This window comes from Moorella glycerini, assembly GCF_009735625.1.
Lineage (GTDB): Bacteria > Bacillota > DSM-521 > Neomoorellales > Neomoorellaceae > Neomoorella > Neomoorella glycerini.
Genome location: NZ_CP046244.1, coordinates 1,325,909 through 1,350,244, shown reverse-complemented (window position 1 = coordinate 1,350,244; position 24,336 = coordinate 1,325,909). Strand labels below are relative to the sequence as shown.

The following is a 24,336-nucleotide window of genomic DNA, read 5'->3' as shown; positions in this document are numbered from 1 at the left end:
TCTCAGGATGCCAGCCTGGTAGTATCAATAACATACGCCAGGACCTTGCTGTTGGGGGCCATAATCCGCTGCGGGTCGAAGGCAGCCTTAAGCCGGGCCAGGAGTTCCAGCACAGCTTTCCCCCGCGCCTCAACCCAGCGCCGCGTTAAAGTCAGGTCATTGATATTATCTACAATCAGGAGCCCGCCCAGGTTACCGGCCAGGGAGGCAAGGCGATTAACAGTTTCCTGGACGCCGGCATAGGCGCCGGGAGCCGCCTCCAGGAGGATATGGATATGCCCGTTGCCGAAATGAGCTGCCAGGGCTGCCTCTTTGCAGCTCTGGTCCAGTTCGGAGCGGGCCCGGGTTAAAAATTCTTCCATGGCGGTAAAAGGTACGGCCACGCTGGCCAGGATGGCACCTTTCTGGCTGGCAAAGACCGGGAAGAGCTGCCGGCGGGCCTGCCAGGCGACCGCGGCCGCTTCTCCTTCCAGGATAACGGCTGCCGAAAATTGTTTTTTAACATAATCTACCTGGGTATCTACCTGTTCGCTAAAACCATTGTAGCTTACCAGGACGCCGGGGCCTGCACCAATGGGTTTCCACCCGGCCCGGGCCAGTACCGCCGTGGCGGCGCCGTCCAGCCATTCCAGGGCCACAGGTAAGGTATCATTCCTGAGGGTGCGGGCCGCCGCTATGGCTGCCGCCAGTTCTTTAAAGGGCAAGAAAACCGTCGTTTCCTTTTCCGGCACGGGCCTTAATTTCAACATGGCCTTTGTGATAATGCCCAGGGCTCCCCAGGAGCCGGCCAGAAAGCGGGTGTTATCATAATCCTGGACGTTTTTAACCGTTTTACCGCCGGTGTGGATAATTTTACCGGTAGGTAAAACAACTTCCAGGCCTAAAATATGGAATTTAACATCGCCATAACCGAGCTTGCTGGGTCCTGCCGCACCGGCAGCTATACACCCCCCAACGGTGCAGGTATCCGGTTCTACCGGCTCGACGGGCCAGTACAGGTTATGGGACTGCAAGGTTTCCCGCAGGTCCTTTAAAGAGATACCTGCTTCCACATAGGCCGTCATGTTCTCATAGTCATATTCAATAATTTTATTCATCCGGGTGAGGTTAACAGCCAGTCCCCCTGCCAGCGGTAACAGACCCCGCCAGGCCATGGTACCAGCTCCCCAGGGTACCACAGGTATACCCTCCTCGCCGGCTATTTTGAGAACCCCAGCTACCTGCTGGCTGTTCTCCGGGTAGACAACAGCATCCGGCAGGGCTGCTTCGCTGAAACCGTGCTGGCGCCGGATGTTTACCTCTACCTGGCAATTCCCACTGCCAACGATCTTCTCCAGCTTATGAATGATTTCTTGCCGCATATTGCCGTCCTCCTCAGGCCGCCGTATCAGTATCGGGTACAGTTTTACCGGCGTTCAATATCTCACTGGGATCAAAGGCCAGGCGTTCCCGGCGTAAAAACTGGAGTTCCTCCGGGTTGAAGGCCCAGCGCATAAATTCTAGTTTGGCCAGGCCAATGCCGTGTTCACCCGACAGGGTGCCACCCAGGTCCAGGGCCTTGCGGAAAAGGGCGGCCCTGACTTTTTCCACCCGCTCCATTTCTTCTTTATTACGCTCATCGAAAAGAACCAGGGGATGCAGGTTGCCGTCGCCGGCATGGGCCAGCATGCCAATGGGGACGTTAAATTCCTGGCTCAAGCGGTTAACTTCCTTGAGGATTTCCGGTAATTTGGTGCGGGGTACGGTGGCATCTTCCATATCGTAATTGGGGGCCAGGCGGCCAATGGCGCCAATGGCCATGCGCCGCGCCGTCCACAGGTTATCCCGTTCCCGGGCATTCTGGGCCAGCTTCACATCGGTAGCGCCGTTCTCCCGGCAGATATGCATTATCTGCTGCGCCTGGCGGTCCAGGCCGGCATCCCAGCCGTCAACCTCAATCAAGAGTATAGCTCCCGCGTCTACAGGTAAACCGATATGCAGCCAGTCTTCAACGGCATTGATGATCTTGTTGTCCATCAGTTCCAGGGTACAGGGGATAATGCCGTGGGCAATGATGGCGGAAACCGTCGTGCCTGCATCTTCGAGAGTTTTATAAGAGGCCAGCATGGTACGGTTGGCCCTGGGTGCAGGTGTCAACTTGCAAATGATCTTGGTAGCAATGCCCAGGTTGCCTTCCGAACCGATCAGGAGGGCATTGAGGTTTAATTCCTGGGCTATCGGTTCCAGTTTGCCTCCGATTTGCACAATTTCACCGCTGGATAAAACCAGCTCCATCCCGATAATATGGTCCTTGGTAAGGCCATATTTAATCCCGCGCATGCCGCCCGAGTTCTCCCCCAGGTTGCCTCCCATTGTCGATACCTTCTGGCTGGCCGGGTCGGGCATGTAAACTAGACCATAAGGAGCGACGGCCTTTTGCAGTTCCATATTGGTAACACCCGGTTCCACCACCGCCACGCGGTTTTCAGGATCAATCTCCAGGATACGGTTCATCCTGGTCATGACAATGACTATCCCGCCGCGCTGCGGTACGGCACCGCCGCTCAAGCATGTACCGCCCCCCCGGGGGGTTACCGGGATCTTTTTACTGCTGGCCAGTTTCAAAATAGCAGCTATCTGCCGGGCATTTTGTACATAGACAATGACTTCGGGCTGGCCGTAAACGAGGGAAGCATCATACATATAGGTATTCAAAGATACTTTAGAGGTAAGTACATTCTCTTTGCCGACAATTCTCACCAGTTCGTTAAGGGTTGATTGATCGACCATTATTAAACCCCTCTCCCTTCTCCATTAAAAATCAGGGCCAGATCTCTATCTAAACACCACTCTCCAGCGGTGCGACCAGGGTAAAAAGTATATTTTCGCCAGTACCAGCCCCCGTCTATTTTGTTATTAATATAACAAAGGTATAATATTCATTAATTTAAATCTAGCAGTAACTTTGGACAGGTGTCAAGAATTGTCTGGCTTATAATGCCCTTCAGGCAGGCAAGAAAAGCCCCTGGATAAAGCCTTTTCTCCCATTTTCATTCATTAGCTTCCTGTCTTATGGTCTAACCAGCAGACAGGAAATATTGTTAAATGCCCACCTGTTCACCTGGCTGGATAGCGGCGGCAGTTACAAACTGGGTAGCGGGCATCTTGTCAGGGGAGCTGCCGTGCTGCACCCGCCGGGCCAGAATGGCCCCCTCCCCTGTAGCGATAACAAAGCCTTCCTCTCCTGCGATTTCGATTATTGTGCCCGGATCGCCCTGACCCCGGCAGGACGTGGCTTCCCATATCTTTAGCTTTTCCCCCCGGAAGGTAGTCCAGGCCCCCGGGTTGGGGTTGGAACCGCGGATAAGGTTGTAAATCTTTTGGGCATTTTGCCGCCAGTCAATTCTCACATCTGCTTCTTTAATTACCGGCTGGAAAGAAGCTTGCCTTTCATCCTGGGGCACCGGATTGGCCTTCCCCTCCCGGATTAAACGGACGGCCTCGGCTACCATTTGCACGCCCAGGGGGTAGAGTTTCTCAAAGTATAATGACTTTACCGTATCATCAGGGTCGATGGCCACTTTCTGCTGCAGAATAATGGGACCCGTATCAATACCGGCATCAATCTGATGGATGGTAACGCCCGTTTCCGTTTCGCCGTTGATAATGGCCCAGTTCATGGCACTGCCGCCGCGGTATTTAGGTAGTAATGAAGGGTGATAATTAATGCCACCGCAGGTAGCCAGGTCAATCATGGTCCGGGGGACAATATCGGTTACGAAGGCCAGCACCAGCAGGTCGGGCCGGAGGTTTTTAACCCACGTCAAGGCTTCCGGTTCCTTCAAACGCGCCGGCTGCAAGAGGGGTAAACCGCGCTCCAGGGCCAGTTCTTTAACCGGATTGGGCCCCTTTTGCCCCGGCCGGTCCGGGACGGTGAGGACGCCTGCAATATCTTCCCCCTGGTCAAGGAGGGCTTGCAGGCAATCTTTACCAAAGGGCGCCTGGCCAATAAAGATAATACGCAAAAAACATCTCACCTCCCATATTTCCCTATCCCGGCAGGCAGAAGGTGGTTATAAATTTTCCCTCTATATTTAATATATCCTCATACCGCCATCCCTGTCAATGCTTTTCCGGAGCAACCATCAGGCTATCAGACCATATGCTCTTCTCCAGGCTGTTATCTTCCTTCAGACTATGTCTTTCCGACCGGAGAGCGGTCCGTCCCCGTCCTAGAACTTTGCTTTTCTCCTCGTAAAACCCTCCAGGCTAAACTGCATTATTCAGGTTTGATATTTCACCAAAGGGAGATAAATTCCGAAGGATGATAATTTTCATTGGCCGCGGCTCCGTCTAACGGCTTTAATTTCAGCTTCAATTTCTGCGTCCTTAATTTTATCCAATCCTTTTTCCCGGGCTCTTGCTTGCATATTTTTTACAGCCAGTACTGCCCGGAGGCGGCGCAGGTTTTGCAAGTACTCTTCCAGATATTTTTCTTCTATGTTGGAAAGTACGGCCACCGGACGGTCACAAAACGCACCTTTAAACCCCCCGGAAGTTATGATACACTAATTTTACACGATCAGGCTACATAATATCAATAAAGACAATAAAGTTAGTATGACTGCTTTTCCCCCTATTTAAATTATACTTAACCCTTAATTCCCCGTATCTTTTCCGCTTTTCCTCCACTTCCACTCCGCTTTTGTGTCTATTTTCACAATTAAGTATAGCTTAACCCCTTTTACTGTCAAAACACCTGCTATATTATCTAATAAGGCTGGCTACCGGGTCCACTCGCCTAATCCCCAAGGATATGCGGCACGACCACCTGACCTGGTCAAAAAGCCCTGCCGTGAATACCTTCTTTGTCTGCAAGGGAGTGTTTTACTTATTCTTTTTTCTTTTCGATATCGCCTCGTATTTTAGCTATCAAGTTTTCCTTTGGGGGAGCAGGCAAACTTTTAATAAATTCTTCCGTGGTCATTAACTTTACTCCAATGTTTTTCATATCGAAAAGGTTGGCTTCGTGCACTTCAGGTGTTTTAGCCCCGGTTCCATCAGTTAGAACAATAACTTCATAATCTAGGGAATTGGCATCCCAAACAGTTCCTCTTATACAATTTGGAGTTTGAACGCCGGTTATGACCACTTGGTCTACACCCAAGCGCTTTAATAATATATCCAGTTCAGTTTGGAAGAAAGCGCTCCACCGCTGTTTGACAATCAGGTATTCGCCCTCTATGGGCTTCAATTCCTCAATAATTTTTGCCCCTTTACTGCCTGGAATTAATGCTCCACCTGCATTTAAAAAGGCCTCATACCTGGTAATTTCTACATCGCTGCCATCAGGCCGGTAGTGACGGATAACATGGACTATAGGTAGACCATTTTTACGACAGGCCTCCAAAGCCTCTTTAATCTTGGCTGCCACTTTCAAAGCCCCACTTACCTCAAAAGGTGCTCCTGGCAAACAGAAATCATTTTGCATGTCAATAATTAACAAAGCAGTTTTACCCATAGCCATACCTCCAATCCAATCTAATGTTGAAATCTAATTGAAATCTAATTTTGTTCGTTTCGTTTTATCGTCTCGTTTCGCCTGCCCGTACGCGTCCCAAACCATCTAAATAAAGCCATAAACCTATTATTCACAAGTTCATTCCCCTGGCCAGTTTTGGATTTAGTTCTAGCAAGGCCCCATTATCCATCCTTATAATTCGACCTCCCAATTACAAGTACCTTCCATTTTGGCAACAGACCCTTCAACAACTCCCGGGGAGCTTCCGGCTGATACCAGGCCAGCCAGCTGGTCGGTCGGACGCCCAACAGAGCGCTAGGTTGGCTGCTGCATCAACTTATAACCTGCCGTCAGTAGCGTGAATATCTACAGTAACAATCCTAAGGAAGCCGCGAAAATTAAATCGTTCGTGAGGGGCGATGTTTACTAAAGTAGGCCCTTTGCTGGAATTTATTGCCCGTAGCACTCCGCGGCAAGTTATCTATGCCATGGTCAGGACAACAATAAACCGCCTCCAGCAACGCGCCGGGCGGTAGCAACAAAGGGTAGGTATTGCCTGGTTTTTACTTATGCTTGATATGCTTTTCCGGGGCAGCCGTCAGGCTAGTATCCCGGCCCTTGCCGTCGCGCCTTTCGATCCAGATGGCGGCATCGGGGCAGACCAGCTGGCATTTTTTACAGGCAATGCAGGGTTTCCCGTGACCCGGCTCTACCACCGGGGTGCCGAAGGCCCCCAGTTGTTTAGCCCAGCCGATGGTGTCTACAGGGCATTTTTCAATACATAAACCGCATCCCTTACACAGGGCGGGGAAAAGGTGAAAGATACCTTTGCCGTTTTCCGTGGTAATGGCCTTAAAAACAATGCTCAAAAGCTTTCGCTCCTTTTAAAATAACTCTTTCGCAGGCGCGGGTACCCAGTACCAAACTCGTTCAAAACAACTGGTTATGCTGCAAATACATTTGGCTATAATCTCATCTCCCATTTCCCACTTCTCGCTTCCCACTTCCTATCTCGTACCCCCTTTCCAGGGCGCGGTAGTTTAATTCCCTGAGGCCCGGGTCCTGAGCAAACTTATGGCCAAACTGGCGTTCCAGGGCCTGTTCTACATGCCGGCGCTCTAAAAAGCCCGTTACGCCCACCAGTACTCCCAGGATGATGACGTTAAAGACCCTGGGGTGCATTTCCTCCTGGGCTATGGCCAGGGCCGGGACGGCCAGGCGTCTCTGTTCTTCCCCGTAAACCCGCCGCACGTCGTCTTCCAGGCCGGCCTCATAAACCAGTAAAGTCTTTTCGCCCACATACTGCCGTACCCGTTCCACGGCCCGGCGGCTCAAAGCTACCACAATATCACCGGTAGTAAACTTGGGCGCGCTCACCGGCTCCCTGCTTATCTGGACAAAGGCCACCGAAACGCCGCCCCGCTGTTCGACGCCAAAATTGGGGATATACAGGGCCTGGAAGCCGGCCTGATAGGCCGCCTCGGTAATAATCTCGGCCACCGACTGTACCCCCTGCCCTCCTTCCCCGGCCAGGGCGATTTTGAGATTAAGACCCATAAGGTGGTACCTCCTGGAACCGGCCGGACGGTTTCTCTGCCGGTATCCTTAGTTCCCCCACAGGGAAATAAGCCGTCATTTCTTTTTCCACAAAGCGCCAGGTCGCGGCAGCATTGGTGTGCCAGTTGGTGGGGCAGGACGACAGGGCCTCGATAAAGGCAATTCCCCGGCCTTCCAGCTGGTTCTGCAGGCCTTTCTGAATAAAGTTTTTCAGCTGGACGATATTGGCTATACTCCCCCGGGCGACGTAGGCTCCCGGCGGGGCGATGGCCGCCACCAGTTCCGGGCCCAGGATGGGCCGGCCGGTGAGCCTGGCGTCGCGGCCATAGGGGGTCGTTTCCGTCTTCTGTCCCGGCAGGGTGGTCGGGGCCATCTGGCCGCCGGTCATGGCGTAGACGGTATTGTTGACCACGATAATCGTCACCAGGTCGTTACGGCTGGCGCTGCTGACCAGGTGCTGGGCGCCGATAGCGTAGGCGCCGCCGTCGCCCATGTAGGAAACGACCACCAGTTCCGGACGTGCCCGCTTGATGCCCACCAGCACCGGCGTGGTACGGCCGTGGTGGGTCTGGACGGTGTCCAGGTTGAAAAAGTCCCAGGAAAGCAGGGAGCAGCCGATGTCGCAACCAAAGACGGTCCGTTCCTGGATGTCCAGGGCGTCGATAGCTTCCCCCAGGGCCTTGAGGACAATACCGTGGCCGCAGCCGGGGCAAAACTTGTGGGGCTTGGTCTCCGCCCGCCAGACCCGGGGCATTTGCGGTTGGGCGGCGATGGCCATTAGATCAGCTCCTTCGCATGGATAAACTCCACTATTTCTTCCGGCGTAATCCCCATTCCCGGCCGCAGGTAGCCGGTGACCGGCGTCTCCAGGCCGTAAAGGCTTACCTGGACCAGCCGTTTTAGCTGGCCGTAGGCCGATTCCACCACCAGGAGGTTGCGGGCCCGGGCTGCCAGGGACCTCAAGGTTTCCTCCGGGAAGGGCCTTAAGGTCACGGGCCGGAAATAGCCGGCCTTGAAGCCTCCTTCCCGCAGGGAAACAACGGCCGCCCGGGCGGCCCGGGAAACAACCCCGTGGGCAATAATAAGCAGGTCGGCATCATCGACGGCGTAGGTGTCCCATTCGACTACCCGGGGAGAGATGGCTTCATATTCTTTAATGGCCGCCGTGAGGACCTCGTAAAGCTCATCTTCCAGGTTATAGGTATTGCGCAGGTGGGCCGGGTCGCGTTTTTCCCCCGGCAGGCCCACCATGGGGCGGCACGGTTCCATGGTAATGCCCCGGGCTTCAGGGTCGAAGATGGTTACCGGTTCCCGCATTTTGGATTGATACCCGTCCCCCAGGACAAAGGTGGGGAAACGGTATTTCCAGGCACTGTTAAAGGCTTTAATGGTATAAAGAAACAGCTCGTCATGGGAGGCCGGGGAATAAACGATCCTCAAGCCCTCGCCATTGCCGCCGAAACAGGTCAGATTGAGCTCCTGCTGGGAATAGATGACCGTGGCCGTCGAAGGGCCGCCGCGCTGGGTTACCACCACTACCGTGGGCAGGCGCATCATCTCGGCCATGGCCATGGCTTCCTGCATCAGGACGTTGCCCGGCCCGGCCGTGGCCGTAAAGGCCCTTTTACCGGCCAGGACGCCCCCGACAGTGGCAAAACCGGCGGCGATTTCATCTTCCGTCTGGAGAAAACCCCGTTCATATTTGGGCGCCATCCGGGTCCAGTAGTGCATGATTTCATTCTGCGGCGTAATGGGGTAGCCGTACATGATGTCGGCCCCGGCGGCCAGGGCCGCCCAGGCCACCACCTCGTTGCCGGTCATGAAGGCCCGCTGCTCGCCCGTAACAGGCCTGGTTGCCATAAATACACCCCGTTCCTGCGAAAAATAATTTTACCAGAATGCCAGGGGCATGTAGCGTTTGATTGCCCGGACAGGGTTACCACAAATATCGCGCTCGCCGATTAAAGGGGCCATCTCGAACAATACTGCCGTGGCCACTACCGGGAGGTTTAATTCCCGGGCCGCAGCAGTTACCTTCCTGGCCCCGGCCTGGATGAGGTCTACCGTTGTCTCTTCCCCCAGGTGGGTGTTGTTCAGCAGGCCGTCCACCCGGCCTAAAGAGCGGACGTGGGCGATAATATCCTCAACCGTGGCCGTCGCCGGGCGGGCAGTATTGATCACAGCCAGGGCCCGGAGATCGGGGGCCGTTTCCGCTCCTTCCAGTAAATGCAATATACCGGCCCCGGCCGTGCCGTAGCCGACATCGATGATCACGTCCCCTTCCCGGTGCAGGGCCCAGCGGACGGCCGGGTGCAGGACCGTCCCGGCTTCACCCCAGCCGGTGACCTGCCGCGTTTCCCAGCCCAGTACCTTGAGGCCCATGGCTTCCAGCTTGGGTTTAAGGGGTCGTAAAGTATAACATGGTTCCACGGTATCCAGGTCGGCCAGGGTCACCTGCCGGCCCTGCTCCCGTAAAAAAATAGCCCGGTTAACGGCGTTTTCCGACTTGCCGCTGCCGTATTCCCCCAGGTATGCCTCAACGATACGCGCTTTTCTTCACCCCGGTGGTTAGTATGCGCTCCTGCAAGAATAGCATACTCCCGAATGAGGCATGCCACCCGCTTTGAAAGACCGCCTAAAAATAAAAAAGCCCGGCTTTAACCGGACTGCCGGTGCTACGGGCCAACGCTGGTGCATCCCTCCCTCACGTCCCCAGGACCAGGCGCAAAAAAATCAGCAGGATTAACCCGGGCAGGCCCAGGAAACCGGCGATTAAAACAGTGAGCCAGTTCAGGGGGATAAAAAAATGAAAATAGGCGCCAAAAAAGTTAAAGGCCCAGAGGAGGAGAAGCCCGAACAAGGAGTTAACAACAATCTTAAAAACTAACTTCAAGGGTTTTAATAAAAGGCCGCCTATAAGATAAACAAGAAATAACAAGAAAACACCGGCCAGTATAAGCTGTACGGTATCACCGCCCACAGGTACCACTCCTTAACCCGCTTTCCCCGCCACAGGCTTGCGTTTGCAGGCCGTCTTTTTGTTGCCGGTTACGAGCCAGCTTCCACAGGTACATATATTTCCTTTCTGCCGCCTCCAGACGGTAGATGGCCTGATCCACCAGATCGGATTCCGTTACCTCGGCAAAAAAGCGCTGGGCCGCCCACCATTCTGCCCGGGCCTCCCTGATAGCTTCGGCCAGCACTTCCAGGTCTGCGTTCAGGCTCCACTCCTGCATGCGGCCACCTCCCAACTGCCATTTGCTTATAAAATATGCAGCTGGGAATAATTTCTTGCCTACTTTTTATTCCATTTCGTGGCGGCCGCTGAAGGCCCGGGCCAGGGTAATTTCATCGGCGTATTCCAGATCGCTCCCCACCGGCAGGCCATAAGCCAGGCGGGTTACCCTGACGGCCATGGGTTTTAATAACCGCGCCAGATAAAGGGCCGTAGCCTCTCCTTCCACATCGGCATTGGTGGCCAGGACTACTTCTTTGACCTTCCCTCCCTGGAGACGCCGTAAAAGCTCTTTAACCCTGAGCTGGTCCGGCCCTATCCCGTCCACGGGCGAAATGGAGCCCTGCAAAACATGGTACAATCCCCGGTACTGGCGGGTTTTTTCCAGGGCCACAATGTCCCGCGCCTCCTCCACCACGCAGATGATGCCCTGATCCCTTTCCGGATCGGTGCACAGGAGGCAGGGATCGCGGTCGGTCAGGTTACCGCATACAGAGCAATAATGGGTCTTCCGGCGGGCCTCCAGGATGGCTGCTGCCAGGTTTTCCGCCTCTGCCGCCGGGGCGTTAAGGAGATGGAAGGCCAGGCGCTGGGCGGTTTTAGGCCCCACCCCCGGCAGTTTGCCCAGGGCTACAATCAGTTTGTTCAGGGGTTCCGGGTAATACATCTTTTAAAACCCCGGCAGCCGCATATTACCGGTAATTTTTCCCATTTCCCTGGCCACCATTTCCTGGGACTGGCGCAGGGCTTCGTTGACAGCGGCCAGGATCAGGTCCTGGAGCATCTCCACATCTTCAGGATCGACAGCAACCGGGTCAATTTTAATACTGACAATTTCCTGGCGGCCGTTGGCCACAACCACGACGGCACCGCCGCCGGCGGCTGCTTCCACTGTCTTTTCCCCCAGCTCGTCCTGGAGTTTGGCGATCTGGGCCTGCATCTTTTGCATCTGCTTCATCATCTTGTTGATATTGTTCATACCCACGGGCTTAACCGTCCTCCTTTTTAATCCTTGATCTCCACTTTGTCGGGGCCGAAATATTCTACCAGCTTAGCTAATACTTCCTGGCTCACCCCGTCCACAGGTGGCCTCCCCGCCGTAATAACGAGCTTGAGGGGCCGGCCGAAAACCCTGGCCAGGACTGCTTCCACCTTCTGCCGGTTGGCGGGCTGTTCCAGCATGCCGCGGTGGAAATCCGTTTTGACTTCCAGGGTCAGGCTATCCCCACTGACAGCCGCCGGCTCCCCGGCCCGTAAATAAGCCTGGAGGTGAACGCTTTCCCGGCGGGCCGCTGCCAGGACCTCCGGCCAGCGCTCCTGGACGGTAAATAATTCTAACTGGGTTTCCGATGACCCCGGGTCTTTTTCCGCTCCCCCTGCCGTTCCTGCCACCGGCCGGGCCTGGTTTCCCGGCTCCGGCCCGGCCTGGCTGGCGGGAAGCGGTGCTACCCCCAGCCTGTCGACCGGCCGCATTGCCGCCTTCATAACTGCAGCAGCGTGCCCCCGATCGTGGGTACCCGGCCCGGTCGGTCCTGCCGGCCTCCCTGCTGCCGGTTGCCGGCCCGCTGCTACCTCCCCCCTGCCTGCCAGGGCGGCCAGGCTTTTTTCCAATTCCTCCACCCGGCGGGCCAGGTCGTCCAGGGAAGGGCCGGGGTCGACCAGGAAGCCGGCCAGGGTCATCTCCAGCAGGACCCGGGGCTGGTTGTTCCAGCGCAGGGCTGCTCCTCCCTCCTGCAGCCGTTCCATGAGGTCTAACAGGCGCCGGGGGGTAAATTTTTGCGCCTGGGCCGCTACCTGTTCCACTTCTTCCGGCAGGAGGCCGGTAAATTCCCCCGCCCGGGGGTCCATATGCAAAAGAAGGAGGTTGCGGGTATGCTCCAGCAGGTCCTCCAGCAGCCGCTGGGGTTCCACCCCCGACTGCAGGGCCGTATCTACCAGACGGAGCATGGCGGCCCCATCGCCGGCAGCCAGGGCATCAGTCAAGGCCAGGAGGATATCCAGGCGCGCCGTACCCAGGGTAGCGGCTACCTGCGCCGCAGTAATGATCTCCTGGTTGCCGGTGGACAGGATCTGGTCCAAAAGGCTTAAAGCATCGCGTAACCCCCCGGCAGCCTTGCGGGCTAAAAGGCTTAAGGCCGCCGGCTCGATCTGGACTTTATTGGCCGCCGCCACTTCCTGCAGGCGCCCGCTGATGGCCGCTACCGTCAGGGGATGAAAATCAAAACGCTGGCAGCGGGAAAGGATGGTTGGTAAAACCTTGCGCGGCTCCGTGGTGGCCAGGATAAAGACGGCATGGACCGGCGGCTCTTCCAGGGTTTTTAACAGGGCATTAAAGGCCTCCGGCGTCAGCATATGGACTTCATCGATAATATAAACCTTGTAGCGGCCCTCTACCGGCCCCAGGGGGATCTTTTCAATTAACTCGCGGATCTCATCGATGCCCCGGTTGGAGGCAGCGTCGATTTCCAGGACATCCAGGGAGTTACCGGCATTGATGCGCCGGCAATTGGGACACTCATTGCACGGTTCTCCCTCCCGGGGCGACTGGCAATTGACGGCTTTGGCCAGGATTTTGGCGGTACTGGTTTTACCGGTGCCCCGGGGACCGCAGAAAAGGTAGGCGTGGACCAGGCGATGGTTGCGCAGGGCATTGAGCAGGGTGCGGGTAATATGTTCCTGTCCCACTATCTCAGCAAAGGTGCGCGGCCGCCATTGGCGGTACAGGGCCTGGTACTGGGCCAACATCCTCACCTTCTTTTCCTATTAAAAAAGGGATTATTCCCCTGCCGAATAATCCCTTCCCGTCTCTTTAGGTGACCGTGCACCCACTGTTGAACATGGCCTCCGGGCGTTACCGGCGCAGGTAACTCCAACCAGGCGCTCCCGCGGCACCCGAGGGTGCTCACTTACCGCTGCTTCCTCCCGGACCTGACGGGGTTCATGAGTTCTCGTCGCGCAGGACCCGGCTCTCTTCGCCCCTTACACCGGCCGGACCCCACAGGTCAGGCCCGCCAGTGGGACTTCGACCCCGCTATAGCGGTTTGCGGGTTACAGGGCACCGCTACCTCCCCGTCTAGCACGGTCAAAGCTATAAAAATTAAAATGGCGGAGAGAGTGGGATTCGAACCCACGAGACGAGTTTGTGACCCGTCTACTCGCTCTCCAGGCGAGCGCCTTCGACCAGCTCAGCCATCTCTCCGCGCAAATCTGGTGGTCGTATAAATTATACAGCTAACTGCGGCTAAATGCAAGCCGTTACAGAAGATCAAAACCTGGAGTTTGGTAAAATAAAAAGGGGAGGCTATTCATAACTGCAGCACCCCTTCATTACCTTTTGCTGGCGGAGAGAGTGGGATTCGAACCCACGAGACGACTTCTTCAGCCGCCTACTCGATTTCGAGTCGAGCGCCTTCAACCAGCTCAGCCATCTCTCCGCAACTGCTGGAAAAAGCGTTTTAACAACTCCCGGCATTCCTCTTCCCGGATGCCGGGGATAACCTCCACCTGGTGGTTAAAATGGGAATTCTCCACCAGGTTGACTACCGAATCTACGGCCCCGGCACGTAAATCCGCCGCGCCATAAACCAGCCGGCTTACCCGGGCCTGCACCAGGGCCCCGGCGCACATGGGACAGGGTTCCAGGGTAACGTACAGGGTAGTACCCGTCAACCGCCAGTTACCCCGTACCCGGGCAGCTTCCCTTAAGGCGATAATCTCGGCATGGGCCGTGGGGTCACCCCATGTTTCCCGCCGGTTGCCGGCCCGGGCAATGACCCGCTCCCCGTCTACTATAACGGCACCAATGGGGATTTCCCCCAGGGTAAAGGCCTTTTCCGCCTCGGCCAGGGCTTCCCCCATATAGAAACGGTGGTCCACATGGGACCCCCTCGCTGATAATCTCTGGTGCGCCTGGAGGGACTCGAACCCCCGCCACGCGGTTTAGGAAACCGCTGCTCTATCCACCTGAGCTACAGACGCACGGATAAAAAAATGGCGCGCCCGGAGGGACTCGAACCCCCAACCTCCTGGTTCGTAGCCAGTTACTCTATCCCGTTGAGCTACGGGCGCACAATCTCTCTTTCTGCTGGCACCGTTTATTGTAGCAGAGATGCCGGCTTAAGTCAAGGCCGTAAAGTCAAACCGGCGCCTCCCGGCGCCGGCATCCTCTGGCGGAGAGAGTGGGATTCGAACCCACGGTACAGGTTTTAGTCCCGTACAATCGCTTAGCAGGCGATCGCCTTCGACCTACTCGGCCATCTCTCCACGCCTTTTTTGTAACTGGCGGAGGGGGTGGGATTCGAACCCACGGTGCCCGTAAGAGCATCACTGGTTTTCAAGACCAGCTCCTTAAACCGCTCGGACACCCCTCCGTAACTGGCAAGGATAGTATAACACACCCCTACCTCTGCTGTCAATTAAATGTGAAATAGACGTATGTTAAAAACAGTGGTGCTTGAAGCAACTCCCGCAATGGAATACAAAGCCCCGGTAACTTGGCTACCGGGGCTTTAGTTTTTCTTTACTTATGGGCCGAAAGTGGCTCGCCCGTTACTTTTTCCTTATTGCGCTGCCAGTAGTTTAATGCCAGCCGGTCGATACCGTAATAGTAGGCAGAGCTTCCGGCCACCAGCAGAATAATGGCCACCGTGTACAGCACCGGGTTGGTGCTGGCGCTACCGGCCAGCATAAAATTAAGGTTCATAAAGGCGCTTATGCACAGGGAAAATACGGTTGCCGCTCCAAGAATCAGGGCAATACCCGTTAAAATCTCACCGGCAACTACCAGCTTGGCAAACCAGGTATAATGGCCGCCGTTTAGTAATGAACGGATAAATGCTTCATACCAGCCATACTTAATGGCTGATGTGGTCCCCGGCAAGGCCCCGACGGCCTTGGCCCAGAAACCTTTCAATGCTTCACCGGTTTGCATCCATTTAGGATCACTAAACTTGTGCAGGCCGGCCTCCAGCCACTGCCAGCCTAGCCATATCCGCAAAAGGGTCCAGACAATGCTTAAACGCCGGTCGCGCAGAAAGTTACGCATCTTCCCTCTCCCCCTTCGTGATAGTCTCCATATTTACTATAACTCCAGGGGGAGAAAGAACCCATAGGTTGGTGACCCGATTTTTTCCTAGGGTCTAAACCCTATAACCCGCGTTAATCAGCATCCAATTTTAGAATGCCTTTTTTGATGGCATACTTAACCAGGTCCACGCGGTCATGGAGACCCAGCTTTTGCATCAGGCTGGCCCGGTGGGCCTGGACGGTCTTGACGCTGATAAACAGGCGCCGGGCAATCTCGGCATTGGTCAGGCCCTCGGCAGCCAGGCGCAGGACCTCAATCTCCCTGTCGGTCAATTCCACCCTCTCGTCCCCATCGACCCTGTTTGCCGGCAACCCCTGCTGCAGGCCGTCAATAACCCGCCGGGCAATCTGGGGATCGAGAAAGGCCTCGCCCCTGACCACCAGGCGTATGGCCCGGATCAGGTCCTCCACCCCGGCCCGCTTTAAAACATAGCCCATTGCCCCGGCCTCCAAGGCGCGGAAAACGAGTTCGCGGTCGTCGTACATGCTTAAAATAACGACTTTGAGGTCAGGCCATCTCTGCAATAAGGTCCTGGTAGCCTCCACCCCGTTCTGGCCGTTGCCCAGCTGGAGGTCCATGACCAGCACTTCCGGCCGGGCTTCTTCCACCAGGTCCAGTAATTCGGCGACGCTGCCGGTTTCCCCTACCACCTCAATATCCTTTTCCCCGGCCAGGAGGGCCCGCAGCCCCTCCCGGACTACGACATGATCATCTACCAGCACCACGCGAATGGCCATGGTCTCTCCCCTCCCCATCGCCTCCATAGGGCAGCCAGAAGGTTACGGTTGTTCCCGCCCCGGGCCAGCCTTCAATTTCCAGCCAGCCTCCGGCCAGGGCCGCCCGCTGCCGCAGGTTTTCCAGGCCCAGACCGCCGGCAGGCACTTTGGCAGGAAGGCCGGTACCATTATCTTTAATTTCCACCCTGAAACCGCCGGCCCCCAGGTCAATGCCGATCCAGGCCTCGCTGGCCCCGGCATGGCGGCGTATATTGCTTAAAATCTCAATCAGCATGTGATAAAGATGATCCCGCTGGTCGGCATCCAGGTGAGGCCGGCCGTTACCCCGGATGCACCAGTTAACCTTTAAGCCGGTACCGCCGACCCGCTCGGTCACCACTCTTTTCATCAGGGCCACCGGGTCGGCCGGCAGTTCCCGCCCCAGGTGCAGGCCGGCCAGGTATCCCCTGAGGCCGGAAATCACCTCTTCCGCCTGGTGTTTCAACACAGCGAGCCTCTCTGCCGCCACCGCCGGGTTTTCGGCCAGCAGGGAACGGCTGTGTTCCAGGCCCAGGGCCAGCCCGTAGATGGACTGGATCAAACCGTCATGGAGGTCCCGCCGGATTCTTTCCCTTTCCCGCCAGATCATTTCCCGCTCCCTGGCCGTCTCCCGGTAGTGCCTTTCCTCAGCATCGTAAACGTCCAGGAGCCGGAAAATAAAGAAGGCGACCAGGATGCTGCTGAGGATGCGCAGGGCCTGGGCTGGCAGGCCCAGGCGCAACAGCAGGGAAGTATTAAGAAAACTGGCCGGGAAAAAAGGTGCCGGCGGAACGATCAATCCCCCGCCAAAGGCATAAAGGAATAAGGCCCCGGCAGCACCCGCCAGGAAAAATCTTAAAGAGCCGCGCCTTAAATGCCGCAGCTCATCCCCCTGGGCCAGGATGGCCAGCCCGCTTGCCGCCGCCCCGGGGGCGGCCAGTAAATAACGCGCTGTAATTTCAATAAGGATCAACCAGGAAGCGACAGCCGTGCTTTGCTGCGGCAAAGACAGGGCAGAAAACAGCAGCCATCCGCCGAAACAGGCAAGGGGCAGAAACCTCATCCAGGCCGGCCATCCCCTGGTATCCGCCAGGAGATTGATGCCGAAGGCCAGCAGAAAAAGGTAGGAAAGGGCCAGGAGCAGGGCATGGCCGCCGTTGACGGCCATCCCCCTCATGGTCTGCCAGCCTTCAGCAACTATAGCAGTGGGAATAAAAATGTAACCCCACTCTACCAGGCCATGCAAAAGGCCGAAGACGGCCAGCAAGGGCAAGCGCCTCCCCAGGCGCAGGTCGCTCCCCCGCCGCGCCTGGATTATGATGCCAAAACCCATAAGGAAAAAAGACAGGCCGTAAACAAACAAAAGTAAGGACCAGTACCAGTTATCCCTGGTGAGGAAGTGGAGGGAAGGGTTCATATACCGCTCCTGGTCAGCCCTGCTCCGGCCGGATGGTTTCCAGGCCACCTATATATGGCCTCAGGGCTTTAGGGATAACTACCGTGCCGTCCTCCTGCTGGTAGTTCTCCAGAATGGCCGCCACCGTCCGCCCCACGGCCACCCCCGATCCATTCAGGGTATGGACAAACCGCGGCTTCTCCTTGGGGCCGGGACGGAAGCGGATGTCGGCCCGGCGGGACTGGAAGTCCTCAAAGTTGCTGCAGGAAGAGATCTCCCGGTAGGTGCGGGCACTGGGGAACCATACCTCCAGGTCATAGGTCTTGGCCGCCGAAAAACCCAGGTCCCCGGCGCAGAGGGCCACCACCCGGTAGGGAAGGCCCAGGAGCTGCAGGACCTCTTCCGCATCCCGGGTCAATTTCTCCAGTTCTTCATAGGAATCCTCCGGCCGGGTAAATTTGACCAGCTCGACCTTGTTAAACTGGTGCTGGCGGATGAGGCCGCGGGTGTCCCGCCCGGCCGCCCCGGCCTCGGCCCGGAAACAGGCACTGTAGGCCACGTGGTAAATGGGCAACAAATCGCCGTCCAGAATCTCTCCCCGGTAAAGGTTGGTAACCGGTACCTCGGCGGTGGGTATCAAGTAGTAATCCGTCCCCTCAACATGGAACATATCGCCGGCAAATTTGGGCAGCTGGCCGGTGCCCACCATGCTGGCGCTGTTGACGAGATAGGGCGGGAAAATTTCCGTATAACCGTGTTTGATGGTATGAAGGTCCAGCATAAAATTTATCAGGGCCCTCTCCAAGCGCGCCCCGGCACCGCGGTAAAAGACAAAACGCGCCCCCGCCACCTTGCTGCCGCGCTCAAAATCGAGGATGCCCAGCTGTTCCCCTATTTCCCAGTGGGGCCGCGGCTCAAAGGCAAAGCGGGGCGGTTCGCCCCAGTGGCGTACCGGCATGTTATCAGCGTCGCTCAAGCCATCAGGCACGGAAGCATGGGGTATATTGGGAATCCTTAACATCTCCTGCTGGAGTTCTTCTTCCACGGCGCGCAGGTCCGCATCCAGTTCTTTGATACGGTCGCCGACCTCGCGCATGGCGGCAATTAACTCCGTAGCGTCCTGGCCGTTTTTCTTGCGCCGGGCTACTTCGGCCGATACCTGGTTGCGTTTATTCTTCAATCCCTCGGCCTCCACCAGGAGCTTCCGGCGCCTGGCATCCAGGGCCAGAAAGTGCTCCAGCCCGGCTTCCAGGCCCCGGCGGGCCAGGGCCCTGGCCACCCTTTCCGGATCCTGGCGTAATAGCTTAATATCCAGCAAAATACTGCTCCCCTTTCATCCGCTTAGTGTGGATAATCCTGCCACTATTATGCCACGATTAACAGCCAGGGGCAAACCCGGAGAGAAAAAACTTCAGGGGCGTTGCCGCCCCCATAAAGAAATTTAAAGGTAAATATAACGCACGTCCAGGACGCCGTCCACCTGGCGAATGGACTGCAGGGCTTCCCGCGGGACCTCGGAATCAATGCTCATGAGCATCACGGCTTCCCCGCCTCTTTCCTGCCGCCCTACCTGCATGGCGGCGATATTAACCTTATGATCCCCTATGGCCAGGGCCACCGGGCCGATTATCCGCGGCCGGTCCAGGTGCGGTACGACCAGCATGTGCCCTGCCGGGCAGGCGTCGATGCTGTAGCCGTCCAGGTTGACCAGGCGGGGTTCCCCGGCCTGGTTGACGGTGCCGGCCAGGAGGTGGCTCTCCCGCCGTCCCTCCACCTTAACGCTAATGAGGTTGGCGAAGTACTCCATCTCCCGGCTCTTCTTTTCCCGGATGCGGATGCCCCGCTTTTGCGCCACCAGGGGCGCGTTGACATAGTTGACGGCATCGGCCAGGAGGGGGCGCAGTAACCCTTTCAAGAAGGAGCTGGTCAGGGGGGCCAGGTCATACTGGGCCAGCTCGCCGTTGCAGCAGATTTCCGCCGCAATGATAGGACTCTCCATGAGCTGAGCCAGGAAGCTGCCCAGTTTTTCCGCCAGTTGCAGGTAAGGCCTTAAGATCGCGGCTATATGGCCCCGCACCACCGGGATATTGACGGCGTTCAAAACCGGTTCTCCTTTAAGGCAGCGCACGACATCGTGGGCGACCTCCACAGCTACGGCCACCTGGGCTTCTTCTGTCGAGGCGCCCAGGTGGGGGGTGACAATGACGTTGTCCAGTTCCAGCAGGGGGCTGGCCTTTAAGGGCTCCTCTTCAAAGACATCCAGGGCCGCCCCGGCCAGATGCCCGCCTTTCAGGGCTTCATAGAGGGCCGCCTCGTCAATAATACCCCCGCGGGCGACATTTAATAGCCGTGCCCCGGGTTTGATGAGCTGCAACTCCTCCCGCCCCAGGAGGTGCCGGGTTTCCTTCGTCAGGGGCAGGTGGACGGTGACAAAGTCGGCGGCTTGCAGGACTGTCTCCAGGGAGGCCAGTTCGACCTCCAGGTGGGCGGCCTGTTCCGGGTCGACGTAGGGATCATAGGCCTTCACCTTCATTTCCATGCCCCGGGCGCGGCGGGCCACCTCGCGGCCGATTTTGCCCAGGCCGATTATACCCAGCGTTTTCCCCCGCAGCTCAACGCCAACATACTTCTTTTTCTCCCAGATGCCCTGCTTTAAGGTGGCGCTGGCCTGGGGAATATTGCGGGCCAGGGCCAGCATCATGGCCATGGTATGTTCGGCAGCGGCGACGGTGTTGCCCTCGGGGGCATTGACTACTACGATGCCCCTCTCGGTGGCGGCGGTGACATCGATATTATCGGTGCCTACGCCGGCCCGGCCGATAATCTTTAACTTTTTGGCGGCGTTGATGGCTGCCGCCGTTACCCGGGTAGAGCTGCGGACGATTAAGGCTTCACAGTCACGGATAGCATCTTTGAGTTCTTCCTCATTCATTTTGCCGGCGGCCGTAACTTCCAGGCCGGCCTCCTGGAGGATAGCCAGCCCACGGGGATCGATGCCGTCCAGGGCTAAAACACGCATTTTGGTTATCCCCTCCCTCGGAAATGGGTTCTGCCATGTAATTCAGCTTGCCTCAACCTACATTTTCATGCTTGTTGGAGCGGGCGCTTAGCCCCTATAAGCGGCTCCTCTACCTAGCTAGCCAGGGTTTCCACGCCGGCAGGCATTCCTGCGCTTAATATGGCCCCGGCTGCAGCCACCGCTGCACCACGGCTCACGGGTATACCGGCATCAAAGAGGACATTTTCCAGGGCGGCCAGGCCGGCCAGGATGTCGCTGAAACTTACATAACCCAGGTGGCCGATGCGGAAGACCCTGTCCTTGACCTCACCCTGCCCCCCGGCCACAACCACGCCGAATTTTTCCCGCAAGGGTTTGATTATATCCGCCGGTTTCATCCCCTCCGGGACACATACGGCCGTCACTGCCGGTGAGGCTATTGTCTCGTCAGCCAGGAGCTTTAACCCCAGGGCACGGACCCCCGCCCGTACCATATCCCGCATCAGGGCATGGCGGGCAAAGCTGCCGGCCAGGGTTTCAGCCTGCAGGAGGCGTAAGGATTCCTTTAGACCGTAGAGCAGGGGTACGGCCGGTGTAAAGGGCGTCTGGCCCTTCAAGCCCGAGTTTCTCGCCTTTTTAATATCCAGGTAAAAACGATGGTTGGTGCACTTTTCAGCTGCCTGCCAGGCGCGCTCGCCTACGGCCAGCATGGTTAATCCCGGCGGCAGCATAAAGGCTTTCTGGGAACCAGCAATGACAACATCAACCTGCCAGGCGTCCATAGGTAAATCGGCCGCCGCCAGGCCGCTGATGCTGTCCACAATGAGCAGGGCCGGGTGGCTTCCCCGCGCCCGGCTAATGGCCTGGATGTCATTTAAAACCCCGGTCGAAGTCTCATTATGCTGGACCAGGATGGCCTTGATTTCATGTTTAGTGTCGGCCGCCAGGCGCCCAGCTATGGCCCGGGGGTCGGCCGCCTGGCCATAGGGGAAGGCCATAACCTCCGTTTCAACGCCAAAGGCGCAGCAAATCTGGACGAAACGCTCCCCAAAGGCGCCAATGGTCACGGCCAGCACCTTTTCCCCAGGGGAAATGAGGTTGGCCACCGCGGCTTCCATGCCGCCGGTACCCGAAGCCGTCAAAATGACCACCTCGGAGCGGGTCTGGAAAACATCCTTCAGCCCCTCCGTTACTTCTTCCCATAAGGCTTTAAACTCCGGGCCGCGGTGGTTGATAGCCGGCCGCGCCATGGCCAGGGCCACCTGTGGCGGCACCGGCGTTGGCCCGGGGAGGAGTAAAATCTGCTTGTCAGTCATGGAAATCACCCTTTCCTGATTTTATCAATGGAAGACACTTTTCATAATGGCCTGCTATCAACACAATCGAAAGAACTAAAACAGCGGTAGTAAGAGGCTTCAAAATTTGCCGCTGGCTGGAGGGCAGCATCCGTTCCGGACCTGGTATTCAGGACTTGGCCCAGGCCTGGTAGTGGAGATCGGCTCACCTCCCTTTTTTAACCAGCTCAAAATAAAAACTCTCGTCCCCTTATCAAAAGGGACGAGAGTTTCACCCGCGGTGCCACCCTAATTGACCAGGTTAATAAAGCCAAACCTGGCCCCCTCTGCATGCATAACGGACATGACCGCCCCGACTTTTTCCCGCAACAGGATTTCTCGCCGGGTACTCAGGGGTGCCTCCCGACAGCCTCCGGGCTGGTTCCCACCGGCCACCAGCTCTCTCGCCTACCGGAGTGGGCCGCCGGCACTCCCCCTCATCGCTTTGGCCTAACTAATTTGGAGTTATAATAGCATACCACGGCGCAGAACGCAAGGCCCGGAGAGATATTTAACAAATTCTTAAAGAAAGTTGTAGGCAAAACTTTAAATTTACCCGGGATGCCCGATAATTAATTTAACGATCTTTCCCGCCAGATCCTCCTCCCGTTCAATCTCGATCCCGGCCTTCCTGACGTTGGCCACTGTACGGCGGTTAATGTTGGACCCGATCAGATACAGGACCAGCGGGTTCAGGATATCCATCAGGGGGCCGAGCAACCAGTGCTCGCTGCGGACATGCTCCAGGAGGACAATCCTGCCATCCGGACGGCAGACCCGGCGTACCTCCTTTAACCCCTGCACCGGATCGGGGACCGTACAAAAAACACAGGTGGCTACCACCGTATCAAAACTGTTGTCTGTAAATTCCAGGTGCTGGACATCCATCTCCTTTAAATCCACCGCGACCCTAGCCAGGTGCAGCTTCTGCCTGGCCCGCGCCAGCATCCCCGGGCTGAAATCAATGGCCGTCACCTGGCATCCCGGTGGGTAAAAAGGAAAATTAGCCCCTGTACCTACCCCAACTTCCAGCACCCGGCCCCGGGCTTCCCGCCACACTCGCCGGCGCCAGTCGGTGGCGATCATCCGGTCCATCCAATCGTAAAAGAGGGCCGTGCGATTATAGCGCTTTTTGATTATTTCCGTTAGTTTCCTATCCATTGCTGCATCACCACAAGTTATTATATCATAACTCACTTTTTTATTCCCGAAACCCCTGGCTGGCAGGATTACAGGCTTTTTCCGGCGAAAAAAGAAACAATACCTTGCTTTAAAGTTGGTGAGCTACTTGCCTGACAGAGAAAAAGGTATTGCCACCAGGGCGCGGGAAATGCCGCCCTTTATCGTCATGGACATCCTGGAAAAGGCCAAAGAAATGGAAGCCAGGGGAGAGAAAATCATCCACCTGGAAATCGGCGAACCTGATTTTGACACCCCTGAACCCATCAAAGAAGCCGCCCGGCGGGCCCTCCGGGACGGTGACACCCACTACACCCACAGCCTGGGCAAGCCGGAACTCAGGGAAGAAATCGCCCGCTACTACCTGCGCAAGTACGGGGTCAGCATCTCGCCCGATCAAATCATCGTAACTTCCGGCACCTCGCCGGCTATGCTCCTGACCTTCGGCGTCCTCCTGGAGCGGGGGGACGAGGTCATCCTCCCCGATCCCTACTACGCCTGCTACCCCAATTTCATCCGTTATCACGGCGGCAGGCCGGTTTTTATCCCGGTACAGGAAGAAGACGGTTTCAAATACAGCCTACCTGCCATCCGGGCGGGCATCGGCTCCAGGACCAGAGCCATTATGGTCAATTCCCCGGCCAATCCCACCGGCGCCGTCTTTACGGCAGCGGAATTAGAAGCCCTGGCCGGCCTGGGACCCTATATCATTGCCGATGAAATCTACCACGGCCTGGTCTACGAAGGCCGGGAGCATACCATCCTGGAGTTTACCGACCGGGCCTTTGTCATCAATGGTTTCTCCAAGCTCTACGCCATGACCGGCTGGCGCCTGGGCTATTGTATCGCCCCGCCGGAATTTGTCCGGCCTTTACAAAAGCTGCAGCAGAACCTCTTTATCTGCGCCGGTTCTTTCATCCAGGCCGCAGGCATCGCCGCCCTGCGGGAATGCGACGAACACGTGGCGCAAATGGTCGCCACTTACGACGAGCGCCGCCGTTATCTTTTGGCGCGCCTCAAAGCCATGGGCCTGGCCACCCGGGTTGAGCCTACCGGCGCTTTCTACGCCCTGGCCAACGTTAAGGAATATACCGGCGACTCCTATTCTTTTGCCTTTGAAATCCTGGAAAAAGCCCGGGTTGCCGTCACCCCGGGCATCGACTTCGGCCGCAACTGCGAGGGGTACCTGCGTCTCTCCTATGCCAACTCCCTGGAAAACATCAAAGAAGGCCTCGACCGGCTGGAGCGTTTCCTTTCTTGACGTTGCTTTACCAGGTATGATAAACTATGGAGAGT

24 protein-coding genes, 6 tRNA genes, 1 other RNA gene and 1 other annotated feature are annotated in these 24,336 nt (G+C 56.8%); of the genes, 1 reads left to right on the top strand and 30 read right to left on the bottom strand.

What is annotated here, in order from left to right:
- Nucleotides 1–2 precede the first annotated feature (2 nt).
- The 30 genes from MGLY_RS06780 to MGLY_RS06635 all read right to left on the bottom strand — a co-directional run bounded on the left by MGLY_RS06780 (nt 3) and on the right by MGLY_RS06635 (nt 23,022).
- A complete protein-coding gene (locus MGLY_RS06780) occupies nt 3–1,361 on the bottom strand; it encodes an FAD-binding oxidoreductase (protein WP_156272630.1) in 1,359 nt (452 codons plus the stop codon).
- A gap of 13 nt (nt 1,362–1,374) precedes the next feature.
- Nucleotides 1,375–2,769, bottom strand: coding sequence for an FAD-binding oxidoreductase (locus MGLY_RS06775; RefSeq protein WP_156272629.1), 1,395 nt, complete (start codon nt 2,767–2,769; stop codon nt 1,375–1,377).
- 311 nt (nt 2,770–3,080) lie between these two features.
- The gene (gene fmt / locus MGLY_RS06770) at nt 3,081–4,004 is read right to left on the bottom strand and encodes a methionyl-tRNA formyltransferase (protein ID WP_170290951.1); all 924 of its coding nucleotides are present in this window, start codon (nt 4,002–4,004) and stop codon (nt 3,081–3,083) included.
- An 866-nt stretch (nt 4,005–4,870) separates the two neighbouring features.
- On the bottom strand, nt 4,871–5,500 hold the full coding sequence (locus MGLY_RS06765; protein WP_156272627.1) for a cysteine hydrolase family protein: 630 nt from the start codon (nt 5,498–5,500) through the stop codon (nt 4,871–4,873).
- Nucleotides 5,501–5,682: 182 nt separating this feature from the next.
- A complete protein-coding gene (locus MGLY_RS18770; protein WP_211662099.1) occupies nt 5,683–5,808 on the bottom strand; it encodes a cyclic lactone autoinducer peptide in 126 nt (41 codons plus the stop codon).
- A gap of 255 nt (nt 5,809–6,063) precedes the next feature.
- Nucleotides 6,064–6,369, bottom strand: a complete 306-nt coding sequence (locus MGLY_RS06755; protein ID WP_156272626.1) for a 4Fe-4S dicluster domain-containing protein — start codon at nt 6,367–6,369, stop codon at nt 6,064–6,066.
- Nucleotides 6,370–6,472: 103 nt separating this feature from the next.
- Nucleotides 6,473–7,057: a 2-oxoacid:ferredoxin oxidoreductase subunit gamma family protein gene (locus tag MGLY_RS06750; RefSeq protein ID WP_156272625.1), complete on the bottom strand. Its 585-nt coding sequence runs from the start codon at nt 7,055–7,057 to the stop codon at nt 6,473–6,475.
- The gene (locus tag MGLY_RS06745) at nt 7,047–7,835 is read right to left on the bottom strand and encodes a thiamine pyrophosphate-dependent enzyme (RefSeq protein ID WP_156272624.1); all 789 of its coding nucleotides are present in this window, start codon (nt 7,833–7,835) and stop codon (nt 7,047–7,049) included. Before MGLY_RS06745 ends, MGLY_RS06750 begins: the two co-directional genes overlap by 11 nt.
- Nucleotides 7,835–8,917 carry a ferredoxin oxidoreductase gene (locus MGLY_RS06740; RefSeq protein ID WP_156272623.1) on the bottom strand — a complete coding sequence of 361 codons (1,083 nt, stop codon included), beginning with the start codon at nt 8,915–8,917 and terminating at the stop codon, nt 7,835–7,837. The genes MGLY_RS06745 and MGLY_RS06740 overlap by 1 nt, the downstream gene beginning before the upstream one ends.
- Nucleotides 8,918–8,947: 30 nt before the next feature.
- Complete coding sequence (locus MGLY_RS06735) at nt 8,948–9,511, bottom strand: hypothetical protein (RefSeq protein WP_246187432.1); 564 nt, start codon at nt 9,509–9,511, stop codon at nt 8,948–8,950.
- Between the two features lie 250 nt (nt 9,512–9,761).
- Nucleotides 9,762–10,037, bottom strand: a complete 276-nt coding sequence (locus MGLY_RS06730) for a pro-sigmaK processing inhibitor BofA family protein (RefSeq protein WP_156272621.1) — start codon at nt 10,035–10,037, stop codon at nt 9,762–9,764.
- On the bottom strand, nt 10,027–10,293 hold the full coding sequence (locus tag MGLY_RS06725) for a DUF2508 family protein (protein WP_156272620.1): 267 nt from the start codon (nt 10,291–10,293) through the stop codon (nt 10,027–10,029). Before MGLY_RS06725 ends, MGLY_RS06730 begins: the two co-directional genes overlap by 11 nt.
- Before the next feature lie 66 nt (nt 10,294–10,359).
- Complete coding sequence (recR, locus tag MGLY_RS06720) at nt 10,360–10,959, bottom strand: recombination mediator RecR (RefSeq protein ID WP_156272619.1); 600 nt, start codon at nt 10,957–10,959, stop codon at nt 10,360–10,362.
- Nucleotides 10,960–10,962: 3 nt separating this feature from the next.
- Nucleotides 10,963–11,271 (bottom strand): YbaB/EbfC family nucleoid-associated protein, encoded by a 309-nt coding sequence (locus MGLY_RS06715; protein WP_211662136.1) that lies wholly within the window; start codon nt 11,269–11,271, stop codon nt 10,963–10,965.
- A 26-nt stretch (nt 11,272–11,297) separates the two neighbouring features.
- Nucleotides 11,298–13,037 carry a DNA polymerase III subunit gamma/tau gene (dnaX, locus tag MGLY_RS06710; protein ID WP_211662098.1) on the bottom strand — a complete coding sequence of 580 codons (1,740 nt, stop codon included), beginning with the start codon at nt 13,035–13,037 and terminating at the stop codon, nt 11,298–11,300.
- A 72-nt stretch (nt 13,038–13,109) separates the two neighbouring features.
- An RNA gene (gene ffs / locus MGLY_RS06705) (signal recognition particle sRNA large type) lies at nt 13,110–13,374 on the bottom strand.
- Nucleotides 13,375–13,395: 21 nt separating this feature from the next.
- Nucleotides 13,396–13,491, bottom strand: a tRNA-Ser gene (locus MGLY_RS06700).
- Nucleotides 13,492–13,630: 139 nt separating this feature from the next.
- Nucleotides 13,631–13,726 (bottom strand) — tRNA-Ser (locus MGLY_RS06695).
- Nucleotides 13,713–14,168 carry a tRNA adenosine(34) deaminase TadA gene (gene tadA / locus MGLY_RS06690; protein WP_156272617.1) on the bottom strand — a complete coding sequence of 152 codons (456 nt, stop codon included), beginning with the start codon at nt 14,166–14,168 and terminating at the stop codon, nt 13,713–13,715. The genes MGLY_RS06695 and tadA overlap by 14 nt, the downstream gene beginning before the upstream one ends.
- A 25-nt stretch (nt 14,169–14,193) precedes the next feature.
- Nucleotides 14,194–14,270, bottom strand: a tRNA-Arg gene (locus tag MGLY_RS06685).
- 13 nt (nt 14,271–14,283) lie between these two features.
- A tRNA-Arg gene (locus MGLY_RS06680) sits at nt 14,284–14,360 on the bottom strand.
- A 99-nt stretch (nt 14,361–14,459) separates the two neighbouring features.
- Nucleotides 14,460–14,555: transfer RNA gene (locus MGLY_RS06675), tRNA-Ser, on the bottom strand.
- 16 nt (nt 14,556–14,571) lie between these two features.
- Nucleotides 14,572–14,662: transfer RNA gene (locus tag MGLY_RS06670), tRNA-Ser, on the bottom strand.
- Nucleotides 14,663–14,811: 149 nt separating this feature from the next.
- On the bottom strand, nt 14,812–15,336 hold the full coding sequence (locus MGLY_RS06665) for a DoxX family membrane protein (RefSeq protein ID WP_156272616.1): 525 nt from the start codon (nt 15,334–15,336) through the stop codon (nt 14,812–14,814).
- Between the two features lie 113 nt (nt 15,337–15,449).
- On the bottom strand, nt 15,450–16,115 hold the full coding sequence (locus MGLY_RS06660; RefSeq protein ID WP_156272615.1) for a response regulator: 666 nt from the start codon (nt 16,113–16,115) through the stop codon (nt 15,450–15,452).
- Complete coding sequence (locus tag MGLY_RS06655) at nt 16,087–17,550, bottom strand: sensor histidine kinase (protein ID WP_156272614.1); 1,464 nt, start codon at nt 17,548–17,550, stop codon at nt 16,087–16,089. The genes MGLY_RS06660 and MGLY_RS06655 overlap by 29 nt, the downstream gene beginning before the upstream one ends.
- A gap of 13 nt (nt 17,551–17,563) precedes the next feature.
- Complete coding sequence (serS, locus tag MGLY_RS06650; protein WP_156272613.1) at nt 17,564–18,847, bottom strand: serine--tRNA ligase; 1,284 nt, start codon at nt 18,845–18,847, stop codon at nt 17,564–17,566.
- A 123-nt stretch (nt 18,848–18,970) separates the two neighbouring features.
- Nucleotides 18,971–20,548 (bottom strand): phosphoglycerate dehydrogenase, encoded by a 1,578-nt coding sequence (gene serA / locus MGLY_RS06645; RefSeq protein ID WP_156272612.1) that lies wholly within the window; start codon nt 20,546–20,548, stop codon nt 18,971–18,973.
- Nucleotides 20,549–20,661: 113 nt separating this feature from the next.
- On the bottom strand, nt 20,662–21,843 hold the full coding sequence (locus tag MGLY_RS06640) for a pyridoxal-phosphate-dependent aminotransferase family protein (protein ID WP_156272611.1): 1,182 nt from the start codon (nt 21,841–21,843) through the stop codon (nt 20,662–20,664).
- A 234-nt stretch (nt 21,844–22,077) separates the two neighbouring features.
- Nucleotides 22,078–22,311: a binding site (T-box leader), on the bottom strand.
- 102 nt (nt 22,312–22,413) lie between these two features.
- Nucleotides 22,414–23,022, bottom strand: a complete 609-nt coding sequence (locus MGLY_RS06635; RefSeq protein ID WP_156276251.1) for a class I SAM-dependent methyltransferase — start codon at nt 23,020–23,022, stop codon at nt 22,414–22,416.
- Nucleotides 23,023–23,191: 169 nt separating this feature from the next.
- Here MGLY_RS06635 and MGLY_RS06630 point away from each other — a divergent pair, with 169 nt between their 5' ends.
- Complete coding sequence (locus tag MGLY_RS06630) at nt 23,192–24,301, top strand: pyridoxal phosphate-dependent aminotransferase (protein ID WP_156276249.1); 1,110 nt, start codon at nt 23,192–23,194, stop codon at nt 24,299–24,301.
- The last annotated feature ends 35 nt before the right edge of the window (nt 24,302–24,336 follow it).